The following is a 26492-nucleotide window of genomic DNA, read 5'->3' as shown; positions in this document are numbered from 1 at the left end:
TTAGAAATGATCTGATATTGAACATGTGTTAAGTCAAATTTGAGGCTTACCAATTGCGATAAAACAAATTTTAGATCGTTCTAGTGATTAACTTTCTTTGAGCAAGTTATGGAAAATTTTGAAGTTATAAAAGCACTGTTTCTAGGCTTTGTTGAAGGCTTAACTGAGTTTTTACCCATCTCGAGTACAGGCCATCTGATTTTATTTGGTCATATTATCGATTTCCATTCAGACGGTGGACGTGTATTTGAGGTCGTAATCCAGTTAGGTGCTATTTTGGCAGTGTGCTGGTTATACCGACAAAAAATTATTAATTTGATTAAAGGTTTTTTTAGTGGAGATGTCGAGTCTCGTCATTTCGCCATCAGTGTACTTATTGCATTTTTCCCTGCAGTCATTATTGGTGTTTTGGCCGTCGACTTTATTAAAAGTGTTTTGTTCAGCCCAATTGTCGTTGCTATTGCATTGATTGTTGGTGCTCTCATTATTTTCTGGGTTGAATCTAAGCAGTTTGAACATAAGACAGACGATGCGACCAAAATTACTTTTAAACAAGCACTTTTAGTCGGGCTTGCTCAATGTGTTGCCATGATTCCGGGGACTTCACGTTCAGGTGCAACGATTGTAGGCGGAATGTTTGCGGGCTTATCGCGTAAGGCTGCTACAGAATTTTCTTTCTTCCTAGCAATGCCAACCATGTTGGGCGCAGCAACTTTTGACTTGATCAAAAATGCAGACGTACTTACCGCTGATAATATGATTAATATTGGAGTTGGTTTCGTTGCAGCCTTTATTGCCGCTTTATTTGTTGTAAAAGCATTAGTGCTATTTGTAGAGCGCCATACGTTACGTGTATTTGCATGGTATCGAATTGTATTGGGTGTAATTATTCTGATTGCAGCAATGTTCTTTAATTTATCGGCTTAAAATCTGATGAAGTGAAAAAGCCTAGAATATTCTAGGCTTTTTTATGCCTAAAAATTGATTTGAATTGCCTATTTATACAAAGTAAACGTAAGACACATGTTTTCATTTTAGGTTCATTGTTATATTGATTATTAGATTACCTCTCGCAATAAAACTATGCCGCAAAATCATCTCTCGGAAAATTTGGTCGACGCATTTTTACATTTGGCTCCAGCAGAAGGTCTTTATCCTACTTTTATCTCCAACATCACCTTGATGCGTGTTGATCACTCCACATCCCCTGTTGCAGTGTTGCAAGAACCTTCAATTGTTTTAGTCATACAGGGAGTAAAACGAGGGTATATCGGCAAAGATATTTTTCAATTTCGTCAGGGCAGTGCTTATTCATTTCAATTGCCATTCCCTTTGATTGCGATACAGTAGTTGAAAATAATGAACCAATGTTGGCTATTGCAATAAAATTTGAATCTCAAATGATGGTTGATTTAGTAACTAAACTGGATAAAGAACAACAAGTAGTTATCGAAGACTCTCAGTCAGGTGATTTAAAATTGAGCTGTGGGCTTAGAGTCATTGATATGAACCCAACTATTTCGGAAGTTGCTCTACGATTGCTTAATTTACTTCGCTCTAAACAAGATACTTTTATCTTGGGTGATCAAGTAAAAAGAGAATTGGTTTATCGTGTATTGCAGGCTTCTGAAGGAGAGTTCATAAAAAATTTATCTGCTATGGTAAGTCGAAACGGCGTGATTTATACAATCTGTGAAATTATTCAGCGTGATTATTATCGTAATTTAACGGTTCAAGAGCTGGCGAAACAAGCGGGAATGAGCATATCACTTTTTCACCAAACTTTTAAAAAAGTGACAAATTATTCTCCTTTACAGTACATCAAAATTACTCGACTGCATAAAGCACGTGAGTTGATCATGAACAACAAAATGGGGGTAGCAGAAGCAGCCTATGAAGTTGGTTATGTCAGTGCCTCACAATTTAGTCGAGAATTTAAACGACTGTTTGGAATTCCACCTAAGTCTTCGATTATTTAACTTAGATCAGTGTTTTTAAAATATAAATCAAACATGGAGCATATAAATGACCCTTCCAACCACTATGAAAATTATTGAAATTACCGCTCCAGGTGGACCTGAGGTTCTAAAAGTTCAAGAGGCTAATATTCCAGTCCCTCAAGCAGATGAAGTCTTAATTGAGGTAAAGGCTGCGGGAATTAACCGCCCTGACGTGTTACAGCGTATGGGGCTATATCCGATGCCTAAAGGTGTTACTCAAATACCGGGACTAGAAGTTGCTGGAGTGGTGGTTGCGGTAGGTGACCAAGTGCAACAGTTCAAAGTCGGAGATAAAGTTTGTGCTTTAACAAACGGTGGTGGCTATGCAGAGTACTGTGCAGTTGCTGCGACACAAGTATTACCAATACCTGAAAATTTATCGTTTACTCAAGCCGCTGCTATTCCAGAAACGTTCTTCACAGTTTGGGCCAATCTGTTTGATATTGGTCGTTTAAAGGCAAATGAAACAGCATTGATTCACGGAGGGGCTAGTGGCATTGGCACCACTGCTTTAGCCATTTGCAATGCTTTAGGGATTAAAACTTTTGCTACGGTTGGAAGCGAAGATAAAGTTGAGGCACTCTCTGATTTGACCATAGCAATTAACTATAAAACCCAAGATTTTGAGCAGGAAATTTTAAAACAAACACAAGATCAAGGTGTTGATGTTATTTTGGATATTGTGGGTGGCTCTTATTTCCAGAAAAATTTAAATCTATTAAAACGTGATGGTCGACTTGTCATTATTGGTTTTATGGGGGGGCGAATCGCAAAAGAATTTGATTTACAAAAATTGATTTTAAAGCGTGCCACGATTACGGGTTCAACGATGCGAGCGCGTACTAGCGAAGAAAAAGCACAAATTGCCCAATCTTTGCATGAGCATGTATGGCCATTACTGGCACAAGGTAAGTGTTTACCTCAAATCTATAAAACGTATGCTTTTTCAGATGTACAAAGTGCTCATGCGTGTATGGAGCAGGGTGATCACATCGGAAAGATCGTTTTAGAAATGAACGCATAAAGCTGTAATCACTAAAGCTTAGGTGAACGACAGGTTCGCCTAAACTGAATTTTATAATTTTAAACTCTGCCTATTTCTCTATAAAAATTGCCAAATTCTATTGGCAGATTGCACTAGTTCTATGACTTCACCTATACATTGAGTAAGAAATAAGAATTGGCTCTTAACTTATTATTTCTTTCCATACTGATGAAAAAGGATAGTAACAATGAATACCGCAAATATTGATGATAAAAATCCTACTCCAGATTTGGCTGAAGATAATGCCTTTTTCCCATCACCTTATTCACTGAGTCAATATACTGCTCCAAAAACAGATTACGATGGAACTACATACTCAACGCCGTATACGGGCAGTAAAAAAATCTTAGTGATTGCAACCGATGAACGTTATATTCAAATGCAAAACGGCAAGTTTTTTTCTACAGGGAATCATCCTGTTGAAATGCTTTTACCGATGTTTCATTTAGATAATGCTGGCTTTGAAATTGATGTTGCGACACTTTCAGGTAATCCTGTCAAGCTTGAAATGTGGGCGATGCCAAAGCAAGAACAAGTTGTATTAGACACTTTTCAAAAATATGCAGACAAGTTAAAGAATCCTCTGAAACTCACAGATATTTTAGAAAATGTAGTGGGGGAAAACTCACCTTATGCAGCTGTCTTTATTCCGGGTGGGCATGGTGTATTAGCTAAGATTCCACATAGCCTTGAAGTAAAAAAAGTCCTTAAATGGGCAGTTGAACAAGATAAATTTATTATTACCTTATGTCATGGGCCTGCTGCGTTATTGGCTGCGGCTGTAGACGAAGCGCCTGAAAACTATATTTTCAAAGGGTATCAAATTTGTGTATTCCCTGATGCTTTAGATGCAGGGGCGAATATCGATATTGGCTATATGCCGGGTGCTTTACCTTGGTTAGTCGGTGAAAAGCTTGAAAAACTTGGTGTGGAAATTTTAAATAAGGGTATTACAGGACAATGTCATAGAGACCGTAAATTGTTAACAGGCGATAGTCCACTTGCTTCTAATAAATTAGGCAAACTTGCAGCTGAAACATTGTTGGCTGAAGTGAAGGGTTAAGTACACTGCTTTATTGAAAATATGTGCGCCCTGCGGGACTCGAACCCACGTCGGTCGCTTAGGAGGCAACTGCTCTATCCAGTTAAGCTAAGGGCGCATAATTTTATGATTATAAACAAAAAAGCCACTGTCTAGACAATGGCTTTTTATATTTATTTATTCTTCAGACTTCTGAACAGAATCTAGGTTTTTAGGATTTAAATAGTCAAAAAGTACGAGCATTGCCGTAATCCAAATAGGGATCATCATTACTGACTCTTTGAAGCCTTGAGTCCACATAATATAGAGAACCACAGCAATAAATGCTAAAACTAAGTAATTACTAAAAGGCGACCATAACGCTGGAAAAGATGTCTTAATGTTCGCGTGCTTAACAAAGCGTCTATACTTCAAATGTGTAATTGATATCATTGCCCAGTTTAGAACAAGTGCACCAACAACAACGTACATGAGATGTCCAAGAGCATCTTCAGGTACAAAGTAATTTAAAAGAACACAACCAAAGATTAATAAAGCAGAAAGCAGAACAGCGGGAATAGGAACCCCTTGTTTATTGGTTTTCGCAAAAACTTTTGGCGCATTCCCTTGTTGAGCGAGACTGTAAAGCATACGACTATTTGCAAACATCCCGCTGTTATAAACAGATAGGGCAGCAGTTAAAATAATAAAGTTAAGAAGATGTGCAGCCCAACCAATTCCCATTTGGCTAAAAATCATAACAAATGGACTTTTGTCGAGACCGCCAAGATCTAATTGGTTCCATGGCACTAATGAAAGTAAGATTGCCAGTGAACCGATATAGAAAATCAAGATACGGAAAACGACTTGGTTAATTGCTTTTGGAATAGTTTTTTTCGGATCTTTTGCTTCCGCTGCTGCCATACCAATCAGTTCAATACCACCAAAGGCGAACATCAAGAAAGCCAACATATAGAAGAGGCCGCTAAAGCCATTTGGAAAAAATCCACCATGAGACCAAAGGTTACTAAATGAAATGCTTGAACCTACATCTGCTGTAAATAGCAAATAAAGTCCAAAAACAATCATTGAGATGACCGCAGCAACTTTAATAATAGCGAGCCAGAATTCGGACTCCCCATAAAATTTGACGTTGGTTAAGTTAATTGCAGTAATGACTACAAAGAAAAATAAGACAGAAGTCCACGCTGGAATATGAGGCCACCAATAATTAATATATTTGGCTACCGCGGTGAGTTCACTCATCGCAACCAGAACATAGAGTATCCAATAGTTCCATCCAGTTAAAAATCCGGGAAATTTCCCCCAATATTTATACGCAAAATGGCTGAACGATCCTGCAACAGGTTCTTCAACAATCATTTCTCCCAAGTGACGCATAATCAAAAACGCGATTAAGCCGCCAATGGCATATCCTAAAATAATGGATGGTCCCGCAGATTGAATCACTTGCGCCGAGCCTAAAAATAATCCGGTACCAATTGCTCCACCCATAGCAATTAATTGGATATGTCGATTTTTTAGTCCTCGTTGCAGTGTAGAAGATTCGTTGGTCAAAGGTCTTCACTCACAATGAATAAGTAAATTATTCTAATAGATGGAGTTATTTTAGCCTAGACTACAAATTAATAAGCTGTGACTGAAAAGTAATGTTAAAATATATTTAAAATCATTGGTTTACTTTTAATATTTCAATATAGAGTGAAAAGTGCTCTAAAAAATATAATTTCATATAGACTTTTTTTCTTAGATTTTGCTTAGATTAAGTCATTGCAAGCATATTGCTAAATTCTCAAAATATGCTCGCGTCAATACGATTGATGTATAAAGCAGAGTGCTATCTCTTGGCCTTAAAACAATTTAAGATGAAGAGAAGGGTAAACAAGAATGCTTGTTTTGATATAGAAGAACATAATAGTAAGGATAACAGTTGATATGAGCTCAGTACCGCAAATTAAAATTCCAGCAACTTATATGCGTGGTGGAACCAGTAAAGGTGTCTTTTTTAAGCTTGATGATTTGCCAGAAAAAGCCCAAGTTGCAGGACAAGCACGAGATCAACTCTTACTACGTGTCATTGGTAGCCCGGACCCTTATGGAAAACAAATTGATGGGATGGGGGGAGCCACTTCTAGTACCAGCAAAACTGTTATTCTCGCGAAAAGTACTCAGCCAGAGCATGATGTAGATTATTTATTTGGTCAGGTTTCAATAGATCAACCTTTTGTAGATTGGAGTGGTAACTGCGGAAACTTAACTGCTGCGGTTGGCTCTTTTGCTATTTCAAATGGGTTGGTTGATGCAGAACGTATTCCTGAAAATGGCCTTTGTACTGTTCGAATCTGGCAAAAAAATATTCAAAAAACCATTATTGCTCACGTGCCTATCACCAATGGTCAAGTTCAAGAAACTGGTGATTTTGAGCTGGATGGGGTGACGTTTCCTGCCGCTGAAGTTCAAATTGAGTTTTTAGACCCAGCCGATGATGGCGAAGAAGGCGGCGATATGTTTCCTACAGGCAATGTCGTTGACGAATTAGACGTTCCTGATATTGGTCGTTTCCAAGCGACATTTATTAACGCTGGTATTCCAACCATTTTCTTAAATGCAGAAGATTTGGGTTACCAAGGCACTGAATTACAAGATCATATCAATAGTGATGCGGCAGCACTGGCACGTTTTGAAAAAATTCGCGCATATGGCGCAGTACAGATGGGTTTAATTAAAGATATTTCAGAAGCAGCTGCACGTCAGCACACACCAAAAATTGCTTTTGTTTCTAAACCGAAAAACTATACAGCATCGAGTGGCAAGCCTGTTTCAGAGAGTGATGTTGATTTACTGGTACGTGCTTTGTCGATGGGTAAATTGCACCATGCCATGATGGGAACAGCAGCAGTTGCGATTGGCACTGCTGCTGCCATTCCGGGTACATTGGTGAATTTAGCAGCTGGTGGTGGCGAACGTGAAGCGGTACGTTTTGGGCATCCATCTGGAACATTACGTGTTGGCGCTCAAGCTGAACTTGTTAATGACCAATGGGCGGTTAAAAAAGCCATTATGAGTCGTAGTGCACGTGTGTTAATGGAAGGTTGGGTGCGTGTTCCGGGTGACAGTTTCTAAACTTCCTCTAAATAAAAAGCCTCTCAATGTGTAGAGGCTTTTTTACGGCTGCCTTTAAAAACTCAGCACCCACTTTTCACAGTGAATCGTGTATGATGTAGCGCATGAATGCTTCATTACATTCAATAAAATTTCTCTACTGATTTTATCGAGGCGACTGTGTCATCACTCTCTCAAGTTAATGCGGATGTTTTAAAACAAGCTCAACAACGTATTCAACAAGATTTATTGACGACATTGGCCGCGTTCTCAATTCCAGAGCCTTTAAAAAGTGCAGTACACCATGCAGTTATGCTTGGTGGAAAACGTGTGCGTCCGGCTTTATGTTATGCCACTGCTTCTTTACAGCCAAATCCAAATTTTGCTGCGGCTCGTCGTGCGGCGGTTGCTGTAGAGTTAATTCATTGTTATTCACTAGCGCACGATGATTTGCCTTGTATGGACAATGATTTACTGCGTCGTGGTCAGCCGACTTGTCATGTTGCGTTTGGTGAAGATACTGCTTTGCTTGCAGGTGACATTTTACAATCGATGGCTTTTGAGGTTTTAGGTAGTCGTTTGTTTGATGAACAAGGGCAGGGTACTGATGCCGCGATTGTATTAAAACAAATGCAGATTTTAGCAACTGCCAGCTCTAAAATGGTCTCTGGACAGGTTTTAGATTTACAAGCTGAAGGCAAGCAAATTGCCCAAGACGAACTAGAAAATATCCACCGTAATAAAACTGGTGCGCTCATTCAGGCCGCAATTATGATGGGGGCAGTCACGATATTTTCTGGAACGGATCAAGCAATTCCAAAATTGCGCCAATATGGGCAGACGATTGGACTGGCTTTTCAAGTATTAGACGATATTCTCGATATTACGTCGAGTACTGAAGCTTTGGGTAAAACCGCTGGTAAGGATGAGCAAGTGCAAAAATCGACATACCCAGCCTTAATGGGTCTCGAACAAGCACAGATCTATGCAAAAGAATTGCACGATCAAGCTTTCGAAGCCTTAGCTCATTTTGGTGATAATGCAAAAGAATTAGTTGATATCTCACAATTTCTTTTAGCGCGTACGAACTAATAATATTAAATCAATATTCATAACTTCTATTCATGCGAAATGAATAAAGGAGAAAAAAATGAATGGTGAACAACTCCATCAAAAAGCAATTGAAATTGCGCGTAATCTTCCCTTTAGTCAACAGACTCATCCTTTTGGTCCAGACTATGAAGTTTTTAAAATTTTAGAGAAAATGTTCATGCTGACGGCGGAAGTCGCAGGCGTCAAAATGATTAATGTGAAGTGTGATCCGTATAAGAGTCAGGAATATCAGGAGCTTTATTCATTTATTATTCCGGGTTATCACATGAATAAAAAACACTGGATTTCGATTACACCGCATAAGAACTTAACAAGCGATTTACTGCAAGATTTAATTCATGATTCTTATGATTTAGTCGTAAAGAAATTACCTTTGAAAGATCAGAAAAGATTAAAAAACCAATAATATAAAAAAACGGCGACATGATAGTCACCGTCTTAATTTTAATTACTTATTTGAAGTAATTGAATTAGTTATGTTTTCCCATAATACCGCGAATGGTATTTAAAACATCGGCAGGTAAAACCACAGTTTTAGCATTATTAGATTTCGCCATATCCTGCATTGCTTTTACATATTGTTCACCCAACAGATATGCCACAGGAATCTCTTTATCGCCAACTGCACTAGTCACCATTTCAATTGCACGTTGAGAGGCTTCAGCTAAAACAACTTGAGCTTCAGCATCACGGCGAGAAGCTTCTAAACGACCTTCTGCACTTAAAATAGCAGCCTGTTTTTCACCATCGGCTTTAGTAACAGCCGCACGACGTTGACGTTCTGCGGCAGCTTGCTCTTCCATGGCAGCTTGCATGGTATGAGACGGTTGAATGTCTTGAATCTCAACAGTTTTTAAGGTAATGCCCCAATCTGAAATATCGTCAGAAATAGCAGCTTTTAACTTAGCCTTAATGTGATCTCGTGAAGACAATGCATCATCTAGATCCATTTCACCGACAATAGAACGTAATGATGTTTGTACAAGGTTCTGAATCGCCCATGTATAGTTTTCAATACCGTAAACTGCTTTTTCTGGTGTGGTTAAATTAATATAGGCTACCGCATTCATGAGCAATACAGCATTGTCACGTGTAATCACTTCTTGCGACGGAATATCTAGCACAATATCTTTCGTGGTAATTTTATAAGCCACTTCATCGATATAGGGAATCACAAAATTAAGTCCCGGATTAAGGGTCGTGTGATATTTACCTAAACGTTGGACAATCCATTTGTAGCCCTGAGGAACAATACGAACCCCTTTAAAAATGGTAACACCTACAAAAGCCAAAAAGGCTAAAACAATAATAGTACCGACTGGCATGAAAATACCCTCTCTTTATCTTTAATGTTTATGAAGTACCATGGGTTTGAACAATTAAGTCGTTACCCGAAATGTCAATAACTCTGACACGATCGCCCACTTTAACAGGAGTGGTGCTCCGACAATTCCACTCATCGGCCCCTAAAATAGGCATTGGAAAGCGAACAATAATTTGATCATGGTCTAGACCAGTTTGAATAACCATTCCAATTTGACCAATTGTTGCTTCACGGGGTAAGCCCGCTTTCGTTTTATCAATTGATAAGGGTTTAATAAACTTGAACCAAAGAATGGTGCATAGCACTGATAATACAATCCACAACACAATTTGCGTTGTGAGGCTAATATCTGGAAATAACCAATAGAGAATGCACACCATAATGGCGGCAATACCAAACCAGAGTGCGGCAAAGGCAGGTAGAATCAGTTCAGAAAGAATAAGTAAGATACCCAATACAAACCAGTGCCAAGGTTGTACAACAAATTCCATAAATCTGCTCTTTTATATATCTTTATGATGGGTAAAAGTGACTAATATCACTTTTACCACTGTAGCAGATGATAGGAAATGTGGATAGAAAAAAACCACTTCAATTAGAATTTAGAGCGTGGCGCGGGCTTAAATGCTGCTGGAGATTTTTTGAAGTTTGCAATTGCACCTTCAATTTGACGCATTTGAGCTTGAGCAGCTTTTTCACCTTCTAAAATTGCTTCATTACTGGATTTCAAGTCTAGTGTACCTAAATGACCAACTTTAGGTTTAATTACTACATTCGCTTGCTTGAGTTCTTCATTAATACTTTGTTGGCCCATGATATTAATCGTCTGATCAAGCAATCCCCACATATTGGCTGGGCGATTACCTACTGGACGCGCGGAGATATCAACTGCAATCACAATATCTGCACCCATATCACGAGCTGTTTTTACAGGAATTGGGCTGACTAGGCCGCCATCTACGTATTTTTGATTGCCGATTGTAGCAGGCACGAACACATTAGGAATACTGCAAGAGGCACGTACAGCTTGACCAGCATTACCTTTAATAAAGTCTGCCTTTTGACCATTATCAAGACGAGTTGCCACAGCCGCAAAACGGATTGGGAACTTCTCAATCTGTTTATTGCCAACATTACGGTTCACGTAGTCTTGTAACTTTTGTCCGAGAATAATGCCCTGACGATTAAGGGTTAAATCACGGATATCAGACTCTTGTAATTTCAGAGCCAGACTTTGCAATTGATAAGGTGTTTGCCCACTCGCGTAGATACTTCCAACAAAGCTACCAGCGCTGGTACCCGTTACAATTTTAGGTTTAATTCCATGAGACTCTAAAACCTTGATCACACCAATATGTGAAAATCCTTTTGCTCCACCGCCACCTAAAGCAAGCGCAATGACAGGTTCACGGGCTTTAATTGAGGTAGTCGGCGTTGGTGTTTTGCTAAATTTATCACAGCCAAATAGTGCTAGAGAGATAAATCCAATACTGGCAAATTGAGCAATTTTCATCTTTAAAACAATCTATGTCGAGATAAATTAAGAAGGGCCATAAGACCAGATTCGCTCAATTTTTGCTAGGTTTTTTTCACTAGATTTTGTAAAGGTTCGGCAAGCCAATTGCGATTTTTGGGTGAAATTTTTCCTTCATAGTGGTCAAAAATCTTTTGTAGATCTTCATCATAGTTTCCACTTGGGTCTAAGTGACCTAAGCAGTGAATCGTTTTATGGTCATAATCAAAAGAAAACATCACAATTGGAATATTGGCTTTTGCGGCAATATGGTAAAAACCACTTTTCATTTTTTTTGCTTTTTTACGTGTGCCTTCAGGTGCCATCCCAATCCAGATCTTGTCATATTTTTGAATCGTGGCGATGACTTGTTCAGTTAGTCCATTGGCTGTGTCACGTTTAACTGGAATAACACCAGCCCAATCTAACACCCGTTTAAAAGGTGGTTTAAAAAGGGCATCTTTACCTAATACTGTAATTTGGATACCTAATCCGAAAATCGCAAGAAAGCCATACCATCCATCAATATTGGAAGTATGAGGTGAAATAATTGCTACTGCTTTTGGAAAATTAGGAACTTCACCTTCAATTGTCCAACCTTGCGCTAAAAAAAGTTTTTTAAATAGTGCACGGCTTAATGCAGTGCCGCGTTGAGGTACCAAATGAGGTAAATTAGGGAAATGTTGATCCATATTTTTTAAATTTTAACTTGTCCTTGTTTAATCTTAATCTTTTGAAATATATGCTTCATTGGCAAAATGTAAGAACAACATGACATTTGATGTTATTCCTCATTAAAGAAATAAAAAGTAGGTATATATGTTTCGGCAGCAAAATCTGTATCTTCTGCTATTTTCCTTATATTGGGCACAAGGGTTGCCTGTCGGGTTTATGACCCATGCCTTACCCGTTATTTTAAGGGCGCAAGATGTGTCACTCGCCCATATTGGTGGCTTTGGCTTACTCATGTTGCCTTGGTCAATCAAGATTTTTTGGGCGCCGTGGGTTGATCGACATGCGCTTTCACATTTAGGGCACTACAGCAGCTGGATTTTACCTACTCAGTTTTTGACTGTGGTCGTACTTTGCATTTTGTCTTTTTTCCCCATTCAAGCTTTAGACCAGCCCATTTATCTATTTGCCTTTTTTATTTCACTTCTTTTAATGAACCTAACAGGAGCAACACAAGATATTGCTACCGATGCTTTGGCGGTTAATTTGTTGAAACATGACCAGCAACATTGGGGAAATACATTTCAGGTGATTGGTTCACGACTAGGTTTTATTGTCGGGGGAGGCGCCGTACTCTGGTGCTTAGACTGGTTGACGTGGCAACCCACTTTTTTGCTATTAGCGGCTTTGGTGTTTTTAAACACTTTACCCGTTTTATTATTTAAAGAACCTCGACACACTTCTCATTCAAATAATGAACCTCAACTTAACCAACAAAACTTAGTCATAAAGATTAAGGCCTACTTGAGTTATTTCTCTCAAAATAAAGAGCTCCGCTCTTGGTTGGTTGTACTCATTACTTTTAAAGTAGCAGATGGTTTAGCTGGACCATTACTTAAACCTTTAATGGTTGATATGGGACTAAGTTTTACTCAAATTGGCGTTTATATCACGATGCTCGGTGCTGTAGCGGCACTGGCAGGGGCGGCAATTGCAGGTTGGATGCTTAAATACTTCTCTAGACCTACCACTTTAATTATTTTTTCAGTATTTAAAATTATGAGCTTAGCGGCTTATACCTATTTAGCATATGTGTATGAGCAGAAAATTCAACTCAATGTCTGGGCTATCTATACAGTCAATGCTTTAGAGGATGCATTCTCTGCAATGTTGTTGGTTGTTATGTTGACCTTAGTCATGCACTACAGTCGAAAAGAATATGCGGGTACAGATTTTACCTTTCAGGTTTCAGTCATGGCGACTGTGAGTGGGGGGCTTTATAGTTTGAGTGGTGTGTTTGGAGATGCCTTCGGTTATTTCCATTATTTGATAGCTATTGTCATTATTAGCACTGTTACTTTGCTCCCTATTTCCCTCTGGAAACACGCAAAAATACAAGAAAAATAATGTTAACTAAATGAAATAAAGAAATTTAATACTGCTTAAGCGGTGATCTAAGCTTGATCTAATACCTTTGTCTATGTTTTTAAAAATGTATGTTTTTAGCTATTTAAATGCTCTATTAATTGTGCCATCTTGTTTGGGTAGCAAATGGAAGCTAACTGGAGTAAAAATGGATTTCGTTAACAAGAAAAATCATGTGAATCAATCAAAATGGGTAGAAAAATGTTCAAGTAGATTGGATATTAGCCTAAAGTCTAAAAAAGAATAATGAAATAACGATTTAATCATTCTATAAGATAAGAGAGTTGTGTAGGATTCGTTACAACATGAAGTTAAGGTAAAAATCTGTAAGTCAAAGTATGTTTTTTATGTCTTTGGTTATTGGTTTTGGTCTTGCATAACGTTGAAATTGGTTTTGGTTGCGGTAATAAAATTAATGTAACCAAAGTGGAGGAGAGTTGATTTTTTAGCCCCTAATTTAATGGCGTAAATCAACTTGGCATGGATAGGCAACATAAAATATATTTTTGGAGTTTTTGATGGATCTATTCCTTAATCGTAAATCTTTCGTTGTTAAAAGTTTAGCTCTTACAGTTACAGCTTTAATGATGAGTGGGGCACATGCTGCGACTTCCGACAAAGCGGAAATTCAACAGCTTCGTAAAGAAGTTGAAGCTTTAAAAGCTTTAATTCAACAACAAAGCCAAGTGCAGCAACAACAGCAGCAAGTACAGCAACAACAGCAAGTACAGTTAGCTGAAGTTAAGGCACAACCTGTTGCTGCACCAGTTTCACCTTTAGCATCATTAAAATCTAAAGCTGGCGCTGATGTGAACCTATATGGTTATGTTCGTGGGGATGCTAACTATATTATTGAAGGTGCGGATAACGACTTTGGTGATGTAAGTAAGTCAACTGGCGAAGCAAAAGATAAATTGCGTGCAACAGCTAAAACGACACGTCTTGGTTTAGATTTTACTGCTCCAGTAAGCAATGCCAAAGTTGGTGGTAAAATTGAATTAGACTTTGCAAGTAGTGACAATAGCAAATCTGAAAACGTACGTATTCGTCATGCTTACTTAACTTATAACAACTGGTTGTTTGGTCAAACAACGTCTAACTTCTTGTCTAACCATGCGCCAGAAATGATCGACTTCTCGACAAACATTGGTGGTGGTACGACACGTATTCCACAAGTACGTTATAACTATAAATTAGCTCCTGCAACTCAGCTATTTGTTTCAGCAGAAGAAGGTAATAGCTCAGCAACAGGTGACTCAGTTAAATACAGATTACCTGTATTAACTGCTAAAATCACTCAAGGCTATGCTGCAGGTAATGGTAATGCTTCTGCTCGTGCTTTCGTTGAAAGTTACAAATCTGGAGCTGGAGATGATCAAACTGGTTGGGGTGTTGCTGCAGGTACCGACTTTAAAGTATCAGATCCTTTAAAATTATTTGCTGATGCTTCTTATGTTGTAGGTAACAGCAACTACTTATATGGTAGTAATTCTGCTTATACTTTAGTTAATGATAATATTGAACAAAATGAATTTGTAGCAGTACAAGTAGGTGGAACTTATAAGATTTTACCTAACTTACGCGCTACTTTAGCGTATGGTGCACAATTCGCTGATGACGGTACTGATTATGCAAAAGCATATACAGCTGGTAATGAAAAAGTTCAACAAGCATGGCTTAACGTAATTTACACACCAGTTAAACCAATTGACTTAGGTATTGAATATGTCAATGGTAAACGTGAAACCTTTGCTGGTGATGACTACAAAGATAACCGTGTTGGTTTAATGGCTAAATACAGCTTCTAAACCTAGCAAAAACATTATGTTTTGAAGAGTCGAGGTTCATGTGAATCTCGACTTTTTTCTTTTTATATAGAATTTAACAATGAGTATTTCGAAAAGTAGCCATTTAGGGCTGCTTTTTTATTTAAGTGATTTTTAAGTTTTAATTTCTACAGTGAAGCATCATAAAAAGATTGTAGTTGTCCAAGATGCTTAATTTTTTTTCTAAATTAAGGAATAAACAGGTTTCACTGTTTATGTTTAATTTAATTTTAGCTATTTGGTTAGGAGCCATTCTCAATATTGGTTTCTTCCATAGCATTAATCTTTTAACTCCATATTTTGGAGTAAAGGCTATTTTGTTCTTGGCTGCTACAGTAGTTATTGTTGTTGCTGCTTATTATGCAATTTTACAGATTTTAAATTGGAAATGGACTGCTAAAGTTGTTGCCATTATTCTGGTGATTGTTGGGGGATTTAGCGCATATTTTGTAAATACACTCGGAATAGTAATTTCACCAGATCAAATTCAAAATATGGTACAGACCGATGCAGCAGAGATTTCTGATTTAATCTCATTGCGTTTTGGACTTTGGACCGTTTTTTTAGTAGTTTTACCTATCATTTTGATTTTTCAAATAAAGCTTAAAAAAGAAAAAACATCTCATTTATTGTTGAAAAAAGTCAGTTCAATTGTCGCTTCTTTTGTAATTGTAGGGACTTTGTTGTTTACATACTATGTTGATTTTGCATCTATCTTTCGTGAACATCGTGATTTAAAAGGGATGGTCTCACCACAAAATAGTATTTCATCTTTAATGTCTTACTATCACAAGATGGCACCTAAGAAGAACTTACCATTAATACATTATGGTGAAGATGCTCATCAAGTTCAGGCAGTACAAAAGAACTTGCCTAAATTGATGGTACTGGTTGTTGGTGAGACAGCTCGTGCGGAAAGTTTTTCACTCAATGGTTATGCCAAAAATACAAACCAAGAGCTTTCTAAACAAGATATTTTGAATTTTTCTCAAGTCAGCTCATGTGGTACAGCAACCGCTGTTTCAGTTCCATGCATGTTCTCGGGTATGCCACGTGTTGACTATGATGAGCAATTAGCAAGTCATCGTGAAGGTTTATTGGACATTGCAAAGCGTGCGGGTTACCAAGTGACTTGGATTGATAATAATTCTGGTTGTAAAGGTGCTTGTGATCGTGTTGAGCAATATCAAATATCAGAAAAGTTAAAGCAAAAATGGTGTAAAGATGGCGAATGCTATGATGATATTTTAATTGATAGCTTAAATGAGTATTTAGCCACTATTCCTAAAGAAGACACGCGTCCACGTTTAATTGTTTTACATCAAGTCGGAAGTCATGGCCCTGCTTATTACAAGCGTGCACCTGCGGCATATCAACCCTTCAAACCGACTTGTGATACTAATGCGATACAGGGCTGCTCTCGAACAGAGTTATTAAATAGTTATGATGACACGATTGTGTATACAGATCATGTGTTAAGTCAGATGATTAATAAACTAAAAGAATTATCGAAATATCAAACAGGTTTATGGTATTTATCTGATCATGGTGAATCAACTGGTGAACATGGTTTATATTTACATGGTTCACCGTATGCAATCGCACCGAGCCAACAGACACATGTACCAATGATTATGTGGTTTTCCGATAGCTGGAAACAACACAACCTTGCACAAGTGAGTTGTTTAGGCCAACAAACTAAAGAAAAGTTAAGTCAGGATAACTTATTCCCAAGCTTATTAAGTTTGTTAGATGTAAAAACTCAGGTCATCAACCCTCAACTGGATATGCTGCACTCTTGTGCCCATGTGAATTAAAGCGAGCCTAGAACATGACAAAAATCTTGATGATTGAAGATGATTTTATGATTGCAGAGTCAACAATAACGTTGCTGCAATATCATCAATTTGAGGTGGAGTGGGTCAATAATGGCTTAGATGGTCTGGCTCAGTTGGCTAAAAATAAATTCGATTTAATTCTTTTGGACTTAGGGCTGCCTATGATGGATGGCATGCAGGTCTTAAAGCAAATTCGCCAAAGGGCAGCAACTCCTGTATTAATCATTTCGGCACGAGATCAGTTACAAAACCGCGTGGATGGATTAAACAACGGGGCAGATGATTACTTAATCAAACCATACGAATTTGATGAGTTACTTGCTCGTATACATGCGCTATTGCGTCGTAGTGGGGTAGAAGCTCAGCTTGCGAACCATGAGCAGCTATTACAAAGTGGCGATCTGGTTTTAAACGTTGAACAACATATCGCAACCTTTAAAGGTCAACGGATCGACTTATCGAATCGTGAATGGGCGATTCTTATTCCTTTGATGAGCCATCCAAATAAAATCTTTTCTAAGGCAAATCTTGAAGATAAGTTATATGATTTCGATAGTGATGTGACCAGTAATACAATAGAAGTATATGTGCATCACTTGAGGGCTAAACTCGGGAAAGACTTTATTCGAACTATTCGAGGTCTGGGTTACCGTTTAGGACAATCGTAGTTTTAGTTGTGGAACTTTATAAACGTGCATTATTCATTAAAAAAACGACTGATTTGGGGCACCTCAATTTTCAGTGTCATTTTAGGTTGTATATTAATTTTTAGTGCCTATAAGGTTGCACTTCAAGAAGTTGACGAAATTTTAGATACTCAAATGCGTTATTTAGCAGAACGAACAGCTGAATATCCATTGAAAACAGTAAGTAGTGAGTTCGATTTTCACAAAACTTATCATGAAGAAGATCTATTCGTAGACATTTGGGCCTATAAAGATCAGGCCCATTTATCTCATCATTTACACCTGTTGGTTCCACCTGTTGCACAAGCTGGCTTTTATTCGCATAAAACCAGCCAAGGTTTAATCCGTACCTATGTTCTGCCTTTAAAAGATTATCAGATCCAGATTAGCCAACAAGAAAAGGTCCGTGAGGCTTTTGCTTGGGAACTTGCAGGAAGTATGTTCATTCCTTATCTAATTATTTTGCCATTTGCCATTTTTGCTTTAGCAGCGATTATTCGTCGAGGTTTAAAGCCGATAGATGATTTTAAAAATGAACTGACTCATCGTGATTCGGAAGAATTAACGCCAATTGAAGCTTTAGACTATCCTCAAGAATTATTGCCAACTATTCATGAAATGAACCGTCTGTTTGAACGTATATCGAAGGCTCAAATGGAACAAAAACAGTTTATTGCCGATGCTGCACATGAACTCCGAACTCCTGTCACAGCTTTGAATCTACAAACTAAAATTTTAATCAGTCAACTGCCTGAGCATGAGTCATTGCAAAACTTGAGTAAAGGATTGGCGCGTATTCAGCATCTGGTCACCCAGCTTTTAGCTTTGGCAAAGCAGGATGTGTCTTTGAGTGTGATTGAACCCACCAAATATTTTCAGCTTAATGATGTCGCTTTAAACTGTGTTGAACAGCTTGTTAATTTAGCCATGCAAAAAGAGATTGATTTAGGGCTGCTTCGTAATGAACCTATTGAAATGCATAGTGTTGAGCCGACAGTACATTCTATTATTTTTAATTTAATTGATAATGCAATCAAATATACACCTCACCAAGGCGTGATTAATATTTCAGTTTTTACAGATACAGATGGCTACGCGTGTATTCAAATTGAAGATAGTGGTGCGGGGATTGAACCTGAACATTATGATAAAGTTTTAAAACGTTTTTATCGGGTACACCACCACCTTGAAGTGGGCAGTGGCTTAGGTCTATCGATTGTTGACCGTGCAACTCAACGTTTAGGTGGAACTTTAACACTTGATAAAAGCTTAGAGCTTGGTGGACTTTCTGTTCTGGTTAAACTGCCTAAAGTTTTACATATCCATGAAACAAGAACTTGATTTATACAAGTTCTTGTTTGATTCGTTTTTCAAATTCGAAGCGGTGAATACACACTGCATAAAATAAGATATTTACTGCCCAAACTACCCAACCTGTCCATAAATTGTGGCTCAGGAAATGCGCGCCACGCATCATTTGCCCCCAACCCATCATAAAGCCTAAGATAAGACCCGCCGCTAAGTAAAAATAGGCACGCTTAGGCAGCTCAAGGCGATAAACAAAATAACCTGTCATTAAGATGAAACCAGCACTTGCATGGCCGCCCGGAAAACAGTGTCCGTGTTTGGCGGTAAAATCCCACACATAACTTACAGAAGTCGGATGAACCATATTCCAAGGGCAAGCATGCGCAGATTGTGACTTTAATATGCCGACAATACCACTACCAATCATGCTCACAAAAAACATATAGCCATATTGCCAGCGATAAAGCTTCAATTTTTCTACTTTGAATGACGCAATCCATAGACCTAAAAAGATGACATAAACGGTGGTGATGATTTGTTTTACGATTTCATGGTTAAGCCGTACAAGATACCAATTGTCCCGATTGAAAAAATGACCTGTTGAATCCATCCAAGGCTGGATAAGGTACATATCAATTTTTCCGCCGACTGGAAAAACGATTAAAAGCAGAAAAAAGCTTAAAAAAAGCAAGATAAGATTAATTTGGAAAAAACGGTTTTGCTTAGTCATTCTGATGAAATATCAATCGACAATGGATGCGACTAATTACATAAAATTAAGCTTAAATTGCTCTTAAACTCTACAGAAGAAAGGGGCCCAACTTCCCTTAAAAAATAAAAAAAGCGACGAGAAGTATCGTCGCTTTGAGCACTTTAGAAAGGATTAAAACATACCTTCTTCAGAGTTTGCAGAAATCTTATGAATGGATAAATCTGCACCACGGAACTCATCTTCTTGCGATAAACGAATGCCAATGGTTGCTTTGAGTAAGCCATAGACAATAAAGCCACCAGCGAGCGCAATGGCAATCGCAAGTGCTGTACCAATGAGTTGCGAGATGAAAGACACACCGCCTAAACCACCAAGCCATTGTTGACCAAATAGACCTACTGCAATACCACCAAATGCACCACATACACCATGTAACGGCCATACACCCAACACATCATCAACTTTGAGTTTGTTTTGTGTGTAGGTAAATAGGTATACAAACATCGCACCAGCTGCACCACCAATGACAAGCGCACTAATTGGATGAACAATGTCAGACCCTGCACAGATTGCCACTAAACCTGCAAGTGGACCGTTGTGTAAGAAACCTGGGTCATTTTTACCAATCGCATTTGCTGTAATTGTTCCGCCAACCATTGCCATGAGTGAGTTAATGGCAACTAGACCAGAAATAGCATCTACACGCTGAGCACTCATCACGTTAAAGCCAAACCAGCCGACAATTAAAATCCATGAACCAAGCGCCAAAAATGGAATAGAAGACGGCGGGTGAGCACTTACACGACCATCTTTCTTATAACGACCAGAACGTGCTCCCAATAAAATGACCGCAGCAAGCGCAATCCAACCACCCATAGCATGCACTACAACTGAACCGGCAAAGTCATGAAAAGCTGCACCAAAGGTAGTTTCTAACCACTTTTGCAGACCATAGTTACCGTTCCAAACCATGCCTTCGAAAAATGGATAAACCAGCGCAACTAAAGCGAGTGTCGCAATTGCTTGTGAACGCATTTTTGCACGTTCAGCAATACCACCCGAAATAATGGCAGGAATTGCCGCAGCAAAAGTGAGTAAAAAGAAACAACGCATAAGGTTGTAGCCATGATCACTTGATAAAACAGTACCATCATGGAAGAAATGCTGGCCATAAGAAATGTAGTAGCCAACAAAGAAATATGCGATTGCTGAAAGGGCAAAGTCAGTCAGAATTTTACTTAGTGCGTTCACCTGATTTTTATGGCGAACAGTACCAAGTTCCAAGAATGCAAAACCTGCGTGCATGGCAAGAACCAAAACAGCACCAAGTAATAAGAAAAATAGATCTACATTTTGCATAGCATGCTCGAAAAAAGTGCTAAATTCCATTTTGGAACAAATCTGGGTCTGTAAATTGCACCAAAATAGATTTAAGGAATCTAAAAACCTAAGTTTGTCGAAACAAACTCAATTGCATGAAAATGAATATGCAATAAGCGCACCAATTTAGATTGGATAATGGGGTTTTGACGACAAATGGTGCGTTGAATTGCTCGAGATAAGGGCGATACTCATGCTTTTATGTTAAAAATCATCTAATACGCTTATAAATTGACCTAAAAAAGTTCGTTATTAAAATTTAAAAGAGTTGTTTGTATTTGAACTAATGATCCGACCAAACTTCCTGAGCAACTTCAATGAATGCTTTCACAGCTGGACTCATATGCTTTTTATTTTTCACTGCGAGTCCAATAGAACGTTTAAGGTTCGGTTTAAAAGGGCGTTTAACTACATTTGGATAGAGTGAGAGTAACTCTTTAGTAATTACCATATCAGACACAATGGAAACCCCTAACTGGTTATGAACCATGCTGACGATACTGAGAATTTGTGACACATAAGATTTGATATCTGGTTTCACATTAAAGTTTTTTAAAATTAATTCGACCTGATGTCTACTGCCTGCCATTGTCATAATAAAAGGGCAGTTTTCTAGTTGTGCTGGATCAATATAGAGTTGTTGCGCCAGTGGGTAACCATTCGGAATTAGGGCAACAAAACGGTCTTCAATTAAGGGGAATGTATCGAACCGCTCATCTGGCATAATCAAAAAACCGACCTCTATACGCCGTTCCAATAACCATTGAGCCACTTCTTTATCCTCACCTTCATCGATATAAATTTCGATTTTAGGATAGCGCTGCCGAAAGCTTTCTAAAATTTCAGGCAATAGATAAATGGATGATGAAGCCCCAAAAGATCCGATATGTAATGTGCCTTCATTTAACCCATGGATCGCAGCCACTTCTTTTTCTAATGTATTGGAAATACTCAATAGCTCTTTTACATGAGTGAGTAACTGCTGGCCTGTTGTAGTCAGCTCAATATCACTTTGAGTTCTTGAAATGAGGTTAATACCCCATTGTTGTTCTAATGATTTAAGCGCATGAGAAACTGCCGATTGTGAAATTCCCAGCTTTTCTGCTGTAGCAGTAAAGCTTTTTAGTTCAGCAATAAGTGCGAAAATTTCAAGCTGGGTAAATGTCATGTTGTACTTATTATGAGTAAAAACTCATTTTATCATGAGTTTTCATTATCTTTAATATATGAGTAAGCCAAGGGAATTGCCAAACCAGCAAGCCTCAACAAAACTCGAGTAAAGAAATGAATAGCATTGTTTTATCTCTATTTCCTTTAGTTGCATTAATTGCATCGGGATACCTGTTTAAAAAATATCGTTTTTTTAGCGATGAGTTTTGGGCTGGGGCAGAGAAGCTAAATTACTATATTTTATTTCCCGCTTTGCTTTTTAGTACGCTATCGACCGCGAAAATTGACTTACAAAGTTTGAGTACAGCCATTATTGCGATGTTGATTGTAGTTTTGGCAGTCACCATTTTCTTGTACATACTTCGCGTGTTTTGGCACATACCACCTGCACGTTTTGGTGTGCACGTACAAAGTATGGTTCGCTTTAATACTTATATTGGTCTGGCGTTAGTGACTTCGCTTTTTAAAAGTGAAGGAATGGCAATACTGGCAATTTTATTGGCGCTTTGCATTCCACTTGTGAACGTTATTTCGGTGCTTGCTCTAACCTCTAAAGAACACATGGCAATTAAACCTGTTTTGATTGCACTCCTTAAAAACCCGTTAATTGCATCGTGTGTGGTGGGAGCGGCAGTCAATGCACTTCACATCCCGATTTGGGAAGGCTTTTCTAGCTTTATTAAGCTTTTTTCAGCATCAAGTTTGCCACTGGGGTTGTTATGCGTAGGTGCTGCTTTACAGTTTATGCAAATTAAAAAAGACATTGTCGTGTTGGCAGCAGACACTTTTGCACGACTTTTAGCAGTGCCTGCTTTAGCCTATGTGGTCTGCATGTGGTTTGGTTTACCAAGTCTACAAACACAAATTTTAGTCATTTTCTTTGCGCTACCGACAGCTTCTGCATCATACATTTTAACCAAAGTTTTGGGTGGCGACAGCCAACTCATGGCAGCAGTAATCAGCTTTCAAACCTTATGTGCTGCCGTGACTTTACCAGTGGTGATTTGGTGGATCTCTTAAGATATAAACATTTAGGTAAGACACGTTCTATTTTCTAAAAATTAATAGGCTGATTCTTATTTAAAAAATGCTTTGCTACCTTCCTCATCTGATTATTGCTACACTTTTTTCTTTTTCAGGTGGATGAGTATGTCCTTTGATCTCAAAGTGAGCTTGCAGCAAAGGTCTGAGCCGTCTGCACAGCAGAAAAAACTGAATCGCCTGATTGATAAAATAGAACAGCAAAAAGTTAGCCTTAGCACATGGCAAAATGCACAAGCTGAGATTCAACAGCACATACGACAAAAATTGATACCTGTGTATAGTGATTTGCATGAAGTGCTATTTCAGCAGTTAGAGCAACTTTGGAATATGTTGCATAGCCACGAGTTTTCCAAAGCGGATATGCAACAACTCGATGAAAAAATTGCCCAGCTTGCACACATGTTGAAGCGCTCCAAACAGCTATCTGAAGAGCAGTTGGAGTTAGTGAAGCAGATTGATACCTTTTATCAGCAACATGCGGGGGAATCGGCAAAAAAGAATAAAAAAGCTCAGTCAATAAAATTTGAATATGAAGAAAGTGCTGATCAAAGTGCAGAACTTGAAGAAGACTTTGAGCAGTATGCTGCTGAGCAGCAACAAGCGCGTGAACAAGCCAAACAGCAACGACAGCAACAGAAACGTGAACAAGCTGAGCAAATGGCAGCCCAGTCACTTAAAACGGTTTATTTAAAAATTGCCGCGATGATTCACCCAGACCGTGAGCAAGATGAAACAAAAAAAGAAGAAAAAACTGAGTTGTTCCAACAAGCAAGTCAGGCCTATGAAAAGCAGGATTTGTTTTATTTACTCAAACTCCAGTTACAGCTTGAACAGCATAAAGAAGTAGGGGCTAAAGAATTATCTGCCGAGCAGTTGAGGTTTTATAAGCTCGCTTTAGATGCACAAAGTCAGCAGCTTGAAAGCCAAATTACTGAGATTTTGGACTCTTTTCAGTTAGCCAAGAATGTGAAAGCTGAGCATGTGCACATCAGTGATGTTTATAAAGCTGTAGATGCGGACTGTACTGAGTTAAAGCAGCAGGTGAAGTGGGAAAAGGAGCGTTTAAAGCATATGAAAAAGGTGAGTGGGGTGGAGATGTTATTGGGGCATGGGGTTTTATAACCCTCTCCTTAAGGGAGAGGATTATATTTAGATTAAGTGGATTGCTGAAGTTCGAGTTTTTCAATTTCTTCTAGTACACGTCTCCATTTTGAATCTTTTTCCATATGTCCACGTAAGATTGCAGAAAATGGATAATGCGACTTCAAACGGTGTCTTATTTTTTTAGCTTCAATAATTTTTTCTTCTTCAAGCCAATTATCTAAATTTTTAAAAAATTCTCGTCTTAAGTCTAAAAATTCACTGTGAACTTCGATTATTTTTTCTCTGAGGTCTTCTTTACTTACTTCTTGGATACCGCTATTAGCGTTATTAAAACATCTAGTAATAAGGTCTTTAGAAGTCTCAGCTTTCTCATGATATGTATGATTACTAGGACAAGTATTAACTACCTCAATGTCTTCATCAGGCATTCTGTAATAGACTTTAATCCATTCTTCAACTAAATGATCTTGATTGCAACAATCAAGCATGTTGTCGTAATACTTGTTTTTAATCGAATTACAACGAGAACAAGCGTAATAGAGGTTACTCCAATCAAGCTTAAGTGTTTCATCATCTAAATGTGGAATAAAGTGTTCGACATTCAGGTTTGGAAAATGCTTTTGTTCACAGATATAACATTTCGCATAAAAATCTTTTTTTAATAGTCTAACAACAGCAGGATCTTTGTAGTCTTTAGTAGTCCAGTCCATCGGCCTAGGAGATTTGGATACTTTAAACATCTAAATCCTCCAACTGATTATGATCAGCAAGTAGATTGATGGCTTGTAAATAAAGATTTTTTAACTTTTTATCTAATAGATCATTTCTTTCTAATTCAATTAGGTCTTTTACAGTAGATCTTATATTGTCATACTTAGTTGGTTTTTCATTTAAAAGATGTTTTAGGGTGTCAATAGATTCTTTTGTTTCAGAACTCATCGGGTTTACATGGAACAAACCTTTGATTACAGATTCATAAGAATAACGACTTAAATCTTCTTCAAAAAACTCACCAGTTGATATGTCATAAACAACAGTATCATTATTTGTAGAGGTAATTACAAAAGGAGAGTGTGTACTTACAATAAATTGAACTTCAGGAAAGGATTTTGTTAAAAATGGGAGAATCTTCTTTTGAAGAGAGATATGTAAGTGGGCATCTATTTCATCAATTAGAACTACACCATTTAGTTCATTAGGCAAAATATTTAAAAGTCTAGACCTCATTAATAAATCACTGTAAATATCAAATATTGCTGTGAATCCAGATGATAATGATTGGAAAGTAAACTCACGATGATATTGTTTAAGACTAAACTTCCTTTCTTTGTATTCAAATTTTAACTCTGTAGATTCATCTTCAAATAAAAATTTTAGATCTTCATCAAATTTTTTAAACCAAGCATCAATTTGTTCAGCATGTTTTTGGTCATTTTCTTCTGAAAGTGCTAAAGATTTCTCAATTCTAATATTTAATAAATATTGTTCTAAATGCTGACCTAATTTTGATGAGTATTCATGTCTTGCTGTATTAATATATTGATTTAAGTCAGCAGTATTTGTAGTAGATGTAATTTGAGATTGTCTGTGTGCCTGAAAGAAGTTAAATGTAACCTTTGAGGCTTGAATACTCTGGTTTAAGTTCCCTATACCAGTCACAACTAAATTAATATTTCCTTGATTATAATTAGAGCTTATTTCATTAAAAAGATGATCAATATGATATATTTCTGAATGTGTATATAAAAGATTAGGATCTTTCTTTTGTGAGAAATCTTTATATTTTAAAATTATATCCTTTAATTCTGTCGCTTTCTTTATAAATATTGTTGTTTCATGAGGATTATAACAATCTGTTTGTCCTAATAATTGCTCTAGTGAGATTAGGAGATTTAAGTGATCTAATTTATTATTCGTATAGTTTGTATATTCAATATCATTAATTAAATGAGATAATTCTAATTTTAAAATATTTATAATATTAACTTTTTGCGTGTAATGATGTTCGGAGATATGGGGGATTTCATGAATAAGTTTATTTAATATTGTATTGTTTAATTGATTTAAGAATCTAGTTTTACCTACTCCATTTTTTCCAGTTAATATTAAATTCCGCCCATTTAAATTAATGTTGATAGGATGTTGTATAAATTCTAGCTCTGCGCTAATTTCTTGGATATATTTCATT

25 protein-coding genes, 1 tRNA gene and 1 pseudogene are annotated in these 26492 nt (G+C 37.6%); 16 read left to right on the top strand and 11 right to left on the bottom strand.

The genetic code is table 11. The features are described 5' to 3' along the window. The first annotated feature begins 108 nt into the window (after positions 1 to 108). The 5 genes and pseudogenes from ASF86_RS15150 (at position 109) to hchA (ending at position 4108) form a co-directional block, all read left to right on the top strand. Positions 109 to 927: an undecaprenyl-diphosphate phosphatase gene (locus tag ASF86_RS15150; RefSeq protein WP_005036395.1), complete on the top strand. Its 819-nt coding sequence runs from the start codon at positions 109 to 111 to the stop codon at positions 925 to 927. A 156-nt stretch (positions 928 to 1083) separates the two neighbouring features. Next, a pseudogene (locus ASF86_RS20290) lies at positions 1084 to 1577 on the top strand (AraC family transcriptional regulator); the annotation flags it as partial. Positions 1578 to 1658: 81 nt separating this feature from the next. Then, positions 1659 to 1979 carry a helix-turn-helix transcriptional regulator gene (locus ASF86_RS20120; RefSeq protein WP_227508802.1) on the top strand — a complete coding sequence of 107 codons (321 nt, stop codon included), beginning with the start codon at positions 1659 to 1661 and terminating at the stop codon, positions 1977 to 1979. Positions 1980 to 2025: 46 nt separating this feature from the next. Then, positions 2026 to 3024, top strand: coding sequence for an NAD(P)H-quinone oxidoreductase (locus ASF86_RS15140; RefSeq protein ID WP_056483317.1), 999 nt, complete (start codon positions 2026 to 2028; stop codon positions 3022 to 3024). 208 nt (positions 3025 to 3232) lie between these two features. Then, positions 3233 to 4108, top strand: a complete 876-nt coding sequence (hchA, locus tag ASF86_RS15135; protein ID WP_056483310.1) for a glyoxalase III HchA — start codon at positions 3233 to 3235, stop codon at positions 4106 to 4108. A 24-nt stretch (positions 4109 to 4132) separates the two neighbouring features. On the opposite strand, the gene ASF86_RS15130 is transcribed toward hchA, so the two are convergent. Further along, positions 4133 to 4205, bottom strand: a tRNA-Arg gene (locus tag ASF86_RS15130). Between the two features lie 59 nt (positions 4206 to 4264). Next, the gene (locus ASF86_RS15125) at positions 4265 to 5644 is read right to left on the bottom strand and encodes an amino acid permease (RefSeq protein ID WP_081407723.1); all 1380 of its coding nucleotides are present in this window, start codon (positions 5642 to 5644) and stop codon (positions 4265 to 4267) included. Positions 5645 to 6022: 378 nt separating this feature from the next. Here ASF86_RS15125 and prpF point away from each other — a divergent pair, with 378 nt between their 5' ends. The 3 genes from prpF to ASF86_RS15110 all read left to right on the top strand — a co-directional run bounded on the left by prpF (position 6023) and on the right by ASF86_RS15110 (position 8708). After that, on the top strand, positions 6023 to 7210 hold the full coding sequence (gene prpF, locus ASF86_RS15120; protein WP_056483304.1) for a 2-methylaconitate cis-trans isomerase PrpF: 1188 nt from the start codon (positions 6023 to 6025) through the stop codon (positions 7208 to 7210). Between the two features lie 159 nt (positions 7211 to 7369). After that, positions 7370 to 8281: a polyprenyl synthetase family protein gene (locus ASF86_RS15115; RefSeq protein ID WP_005036411.1), complete on the top strand. Its 912-nt coding sequence runs from the start codon at positions 7370 to 7372 to the stop codon at positions 8279 to 8281. A gap of 58 nt (positions 8282 to 8339) precedes the next feature. Beyond that, complete coding sequence (locus ASF86_RS15110; RefSeq protein ID WP_056483301.1) at positions 8340 to 8708, top strand: MmcQ/YjbR family DNA-binding protein; 369 nt, start codon at positions 8340 to 8342, stop codon at positions 8706 to 8708. A 64-nt stretch (positions 8709 to 8772) separates the two neighbouring features. Here ASF86_RS15110 and ASF86_RS15105 read toward each other — a convergent pair whose 3' ends face one another. From ASF86_RS15105 to ASF86_RS15090, 4 genes are all read right to left on the bottom strand, one after another. After that, the gene (locus ASF86_RS15105) at positions 8773 to 9627 is read right to left on the bottom strand and encodes an SPFH domain-containing protein (protein WP_005036413.1); all 855 of its coding nucleotides are present in this window, start codon (positions 9625 to 9627) and stop codon (positions 8773 to 8775) included. Positions 9628 to 9655: 28 nt separating this feature from the next. Next, the gene (locus ASF86_RS15100) at positions 9656 to 10117 is read right to left on the bottom strand and encodes an NfeD family protein (protein WP_005036414.1); all 462 of its coding nucleotides are present in this window, start codon (positions 10115 to 10117) and stop codon (positions 9656 to 9658) included. Between the two features lie 104 nt (positions 10118 to 10221). Beyond that, positions 10222 to 11139 (bottom strand): patatin-like phospholipase family protein, encoded by a 918-nt coding sequence (locus tag ASF86_RS15095; protein WP_056483298.1) that lies wholly within the window; start codon positions 11137 to 11139, stop codon positions 10222 to 10224. 65 nt (positions 11140 to 11204) lie between these two features. Then, positions 11205 to 11831 carry a lysophospholipid acyltransferase family protein gene (locus tag ASF86_RS15090; RefSeq protein ID WP_056483295.1) on the bottom strand — a complete coding sequence of 209 codons (627 nt, stop codon included), beginning with the start codon at positions 11829 to 11831 and terminating at the stop codon, positions 11205 to 11207. Positions 11832 to 11958: 127 nt separating this feature from the next. Here ASF86_RS15090 and ASF86_RS15085 point away from each other — a divergent pair, with 127 nt between their 5' ends. The 6 genes from ASF86_RS15085 (at position 11959) to ASF86_RS15065 (ending at position 18927) form a co-directional block, all read left to right on the top strand. Beyond that, complete coding sequence (locus ASF86_RS15085; RefSeq protein ID WP_056483292.1) at positions 11959 to 13218, top strand: MFS transporter; 1260 nt, start codon at positions 11959 to 11961, stop codon at positions 13216 to 13218. A 73-nt stretch (positions 13219 to 13291) separates the two neighbouring features. Continuing rightward, complete coding sequence (locus tag ASF86_RS19395; RefSeq protein WP_045435295.1) at positions 13292 to 13483, top strand: hypothetical protein; 192 nt, start codon at positions 13292 to 13294, stop codon at positions 13481 to 13483. 271 nt (positions 13484 to 13754) lie between these two features. Next, positions 13755 to 15044, top strand: a complete 1290-nt coding sequence (locus tag ASF86_RS15080) for a DcaP family trimeric outer membrane transporter (protein ID WP_056483289.1) — start codon at positions 13755 to 13757, stop codon at positions 15042 to 15044. A 185-nt stretch (positions 15045 to 15229) separates the two neighbouring features. Continuing rightward, positions 15230 to 16879 (top strand): phosphoethanolamine transferase, encoded by a 1650-nt coding sequence (locus ASF86_RS15075; protein WP_056483286.1) that lies wholly within the window; start codon positions 15230 to 15232, stop codon positions 16877 to 16879. Positions 16880 to 16893: 14 nt separating this feature from the next. After that, entirely contained in the window at positions 16894 to 17568 is a 675-nt protein-coding gene (locus tag ASF86_RS15070; protein WP_003655381.1) for a DNA-binding response regulator PmrA, read from the top strand. Between the two features lie 24 nt (positions 17569 to 17592). Then, complete coding sequence (locus ASF86_RS15065) at positions 17593 to 18927, top strand: two-component system sensor histidine kinase PmrB (protein ID WP_056483283.1); 1335 nt, start codon at positions 17593 to 17595, stop codon at positions 18925 to 18927. A gap of 1 nt (position 18928) precedes the next feature. On the opposite strand, the gene ASF86_RS15060 is transcribed toward ASF86_RS15065, so the two are convergent. The 3 genes from ASF86_RS15060 to ASF86_RS15050 all read right to left on the bottom strand — a co-directional run bounded on the left by ASF86_RS15060 (position 18929) and on the right by ASF86_RS15050 (position 22154). Next, positions 18929 to 19624 (bottom strand): phosphatase PAP2 family protein, encoded by a 696-nt coding sequence (locus ASF86_RS15060; RefSeq protein WP_056483281.1) that lies wholly within the window; start codon positions 19622 to 19624, stop codon positions 18929 to 18931. A 153-nt stretch (positions 19625 to 19777) separates the two neighbouring features. Then, entirely contained in the window at positions 19778 to 20965 is a 1188-nt protein-coding gene (locus ASF86_RS15055; protein WP_016143347.1) for an ammonium transporter, read from the bottom strand. A 304-nt stretch (positions 20966 to 21269) separates the two neighbouring features. Next, positions 21270 to 22154, bottom strand: a complete 885-nt coding sequence (locus tag ASF86_RS15050) for a LysR family transcriptional regulator (protein WP_056483279.1) — start codon at positions 22152 to 22154, stop codon at positions 21270 to 21272. 116 nt (positions 22155 to 22270) lie between these two features. On the opposite strand from ASF86_RS15050, the gene ASF86_RS15045 reads away from it, so the two are divergent. Further along, entirely contained in the window at positions 22271 to 23176 is a 906-nt protein-coding gene (locus tag ASF86_RS15045) for an AEC family transporter (RefSeq protein WP_056483276.1), read from the top strand. 129 nt (positions 23177 to 23305) lie between these two features. After that, entirely contained in the window at positions 23306 to 24322 is a 1017-nt protein-coding gene (locus tag ASF86_RS15040; protein WP_056483273.1) for a molecular chaperone DnaJ, read from the top strand. Positions 24323 to 24354: 32 nt separating this feature from the next. Here the strand turns inward: ASF86_RS15040 and ASF86_RS15035 are convergent, their stop codons facing one another. Both ASF86_RS15035 and ASF86_RS15030 read right to left on the bottom strand, forming a co-directional pair. Then, positions 24355 to 25044, bottom strand: a complete 690-nt coding sequence (locus tag ASF86_RS15035; RefSeq protein ID WP_056483270.1) for an HNH endonuclease — start codon at positions 25042 to 25044, stop codon at positions 24355 to 24357. Further along, positions 25037 to 26491 carry an AAA family ATPase gene (locus ASF86_RS15030; protein WP_056483267.1) on the bottom strand — a complete coding sequence of 485 codons (1455 nt, stop codon included), beginning with the start codon at positions 26489 to 26491 and terminating at the stop codon, positions 25037 to 25039. Before ASF86_RS15030 ends, ASF86_RS15035 begins: the two co-directional genes overlap by 8 nt. Position 26492 lies beyond the last annotated feature (1 nt).

Origin of the sequence: Acinetobacter sp. Leaf130, from assembly GCF_001423205.1 — a bacterium.
Classification (GTDB): domain Bacteria; phylum Pseudomonadota; class Gammaproteobacteria; order Pseudomonadales; family Moraxellaceae; genus Acinetobacter; species Acinetobacter calcoaceticus.
This window is presented reverse-complemented; position numbering and strand designations above follow the sequence as displayed.

What these genes read in the sequence shown, in the direction of transcription:
- ASF86_RS15105 (WP_005036413.1), bottom strand. Translation starts at nt 9,627, where the DNA reads ATGCCAGTCGGTACTATTATTGTTTTAGCCTTTTTGGCTTTTGTAGGT.
- ASF86_RS15030 (WP_056483267.1), bottom strand. Translation starts at nt 26,491, where the DNA reads ATGAAATATATCCAAGAAATTAGCGCAGAGCTAGAATTTATACAACAT.
- ASF86_RS15085 (WP_056483292.1), top strand. Translation starts at nt 11,959, where the DNA reads ATGTTTCGGCAGCAAAATCTGTATCTTCTGCTATTTTCCTTATATTGG.
- ASF86_RS15055 (WP_016143347.1), bottom strand. Translation starts at nt 20,965, where the DNA reads ATGCAAAATGTAGATCTATTTTTCTTATTACTTGGTGCTGTTTTGGTT.
- hchA (WP_056483310.1), top strand. Translation starts at nt 3,233, where the DNA reads ATGAATACCGCAAATATTGATGATAAAAATCCTACTCCAGATTTGGCT.
- ASF86_RS19395 (WP_045435295.1), top strand. Translation starts at nt 13,292, where the DNA reads ATGTTTTTAAAAATGTATGTTTTTAGCTATTTAAATGCTCTATTAATT.
- ASF86_RS15140 (WP_056483317.1), top strand. Translation starts at nt 2,026, where the DNA reads ATGACCCTTCCAACCACTATGAAAATTATTGAAATTACCGCTCCAGGT.
- ASF86_RS15095 (WP_056483298.1), bottom strand. Translation starts at nt 11,139, where the DNA reads ATGAAAATTGCTCAATTTGCCAGTATTGGATTTATCTCTCTAGCACTA.
- ASF86_RS15060 (WP_056483281.1), bottom strand. Translation starts at nt 19,624, where the DNA reads ATGACTAAGCAAAACCGTTTTTTCCAAATTAATCTTATCTTGCTTTTT.
- ASF86_RS15050 (WP_056483279.1), bottom strand. Translation starts at nt 22,154, where the DNA reads ATGACATTTACCCAGCTTGAAATTTTCGCACTTATTGCTGAACTAAAA.
- ASF86_RS15090 (WP_056483295.1), bottom strand. Translation starts at nt 11,831, where the DNA reads ATGGATCAACATTTCCCTAATTTACCTCATTTGGTACCTCAACGCGGC.
- ASF86_RS15045 (WP_056483276.1), top strand. Translation starts at nt 22,271, where the DNA reads ATGAATAGCATTGTTTTATCTCTATTTCCTTTAGTTGCATTAATTGCA.
- ASF86_RS15075 (WP_056483286.1), top strand. Translation starts at nt 15,230, where the DNA reads ATGCTTAATTTTTTTTCTAAATTAAGGAATAAACAGGTTTCACTGTTT.
- ASF86_RS15100 (WP_005036414.1), bottom strand. Translation starts at nt 10,117, where the DNA reads ATGGAATTTGTTGTACAACCTTGGCACTGGTTTGTATTGGGTATCTTA.
- ASF86_RS15150 (WP_005036395.1), top strand. Translation starts at nt 109, where the DNA reads ATGGAAAATTTTGAAGTTATAAAAGCACTGTTTCTAGGCTTTGTTGAA.
- ASF86_RS15110 (WP_056483301.1), top strand. Translation starts at nt 8,340, where the DNA reads ATGAATGGTGAACAACTCCATCAAAAAGCAATTGAAATTGCGCGTAAT.
- ASF86_RS15070 (WP_003655381.1), top strand. Translation starts at nt 16,894, where the DNA reads ATGACAAAAATCTTGATGATTGAAGATGATTTTATGATTGCAGAGTCA.
- prpF (WP_056483304.1), top strand. Translation starts at nt 6,023, where the DNA reads ATGAGCTCAGTACCGCAAATTAAAATTCCAGCAACTTATATGCGTGGT.
- ASF86_RS15080 (WP_056483289.1), top strand. Translation starts at nt 13,755, where the DNA reads ATGGATCTATTCCTTAATCGTAAATCTTTCGTTGTTAAAAGTTTAGCT.
- ASF86_RS15040 (WP_056483273.1), top strand. Translation starts at nt 23,306, where the DNA reads ATGTCCTTTGATCTCAAAGTGAGCTTGCAGCAAAGGTCTGAGCCGTCT.
- ASF86_RS20120 (WP_227508802.1), top strand. Translation starts at nt 1,659, where the DNA reads ATGGTAAGTCGAAACGGCGTGATTTATACAATCTGTGAAATTATTCAG.
- ASF86_RS15035 (WP_056483270.1), bottom strand. Translation starts at nt 25,044, where the DNA reads ATGTTTAAAGTATCCAAATCTCCTAGGCCGATGGACTGGACTACTAAA.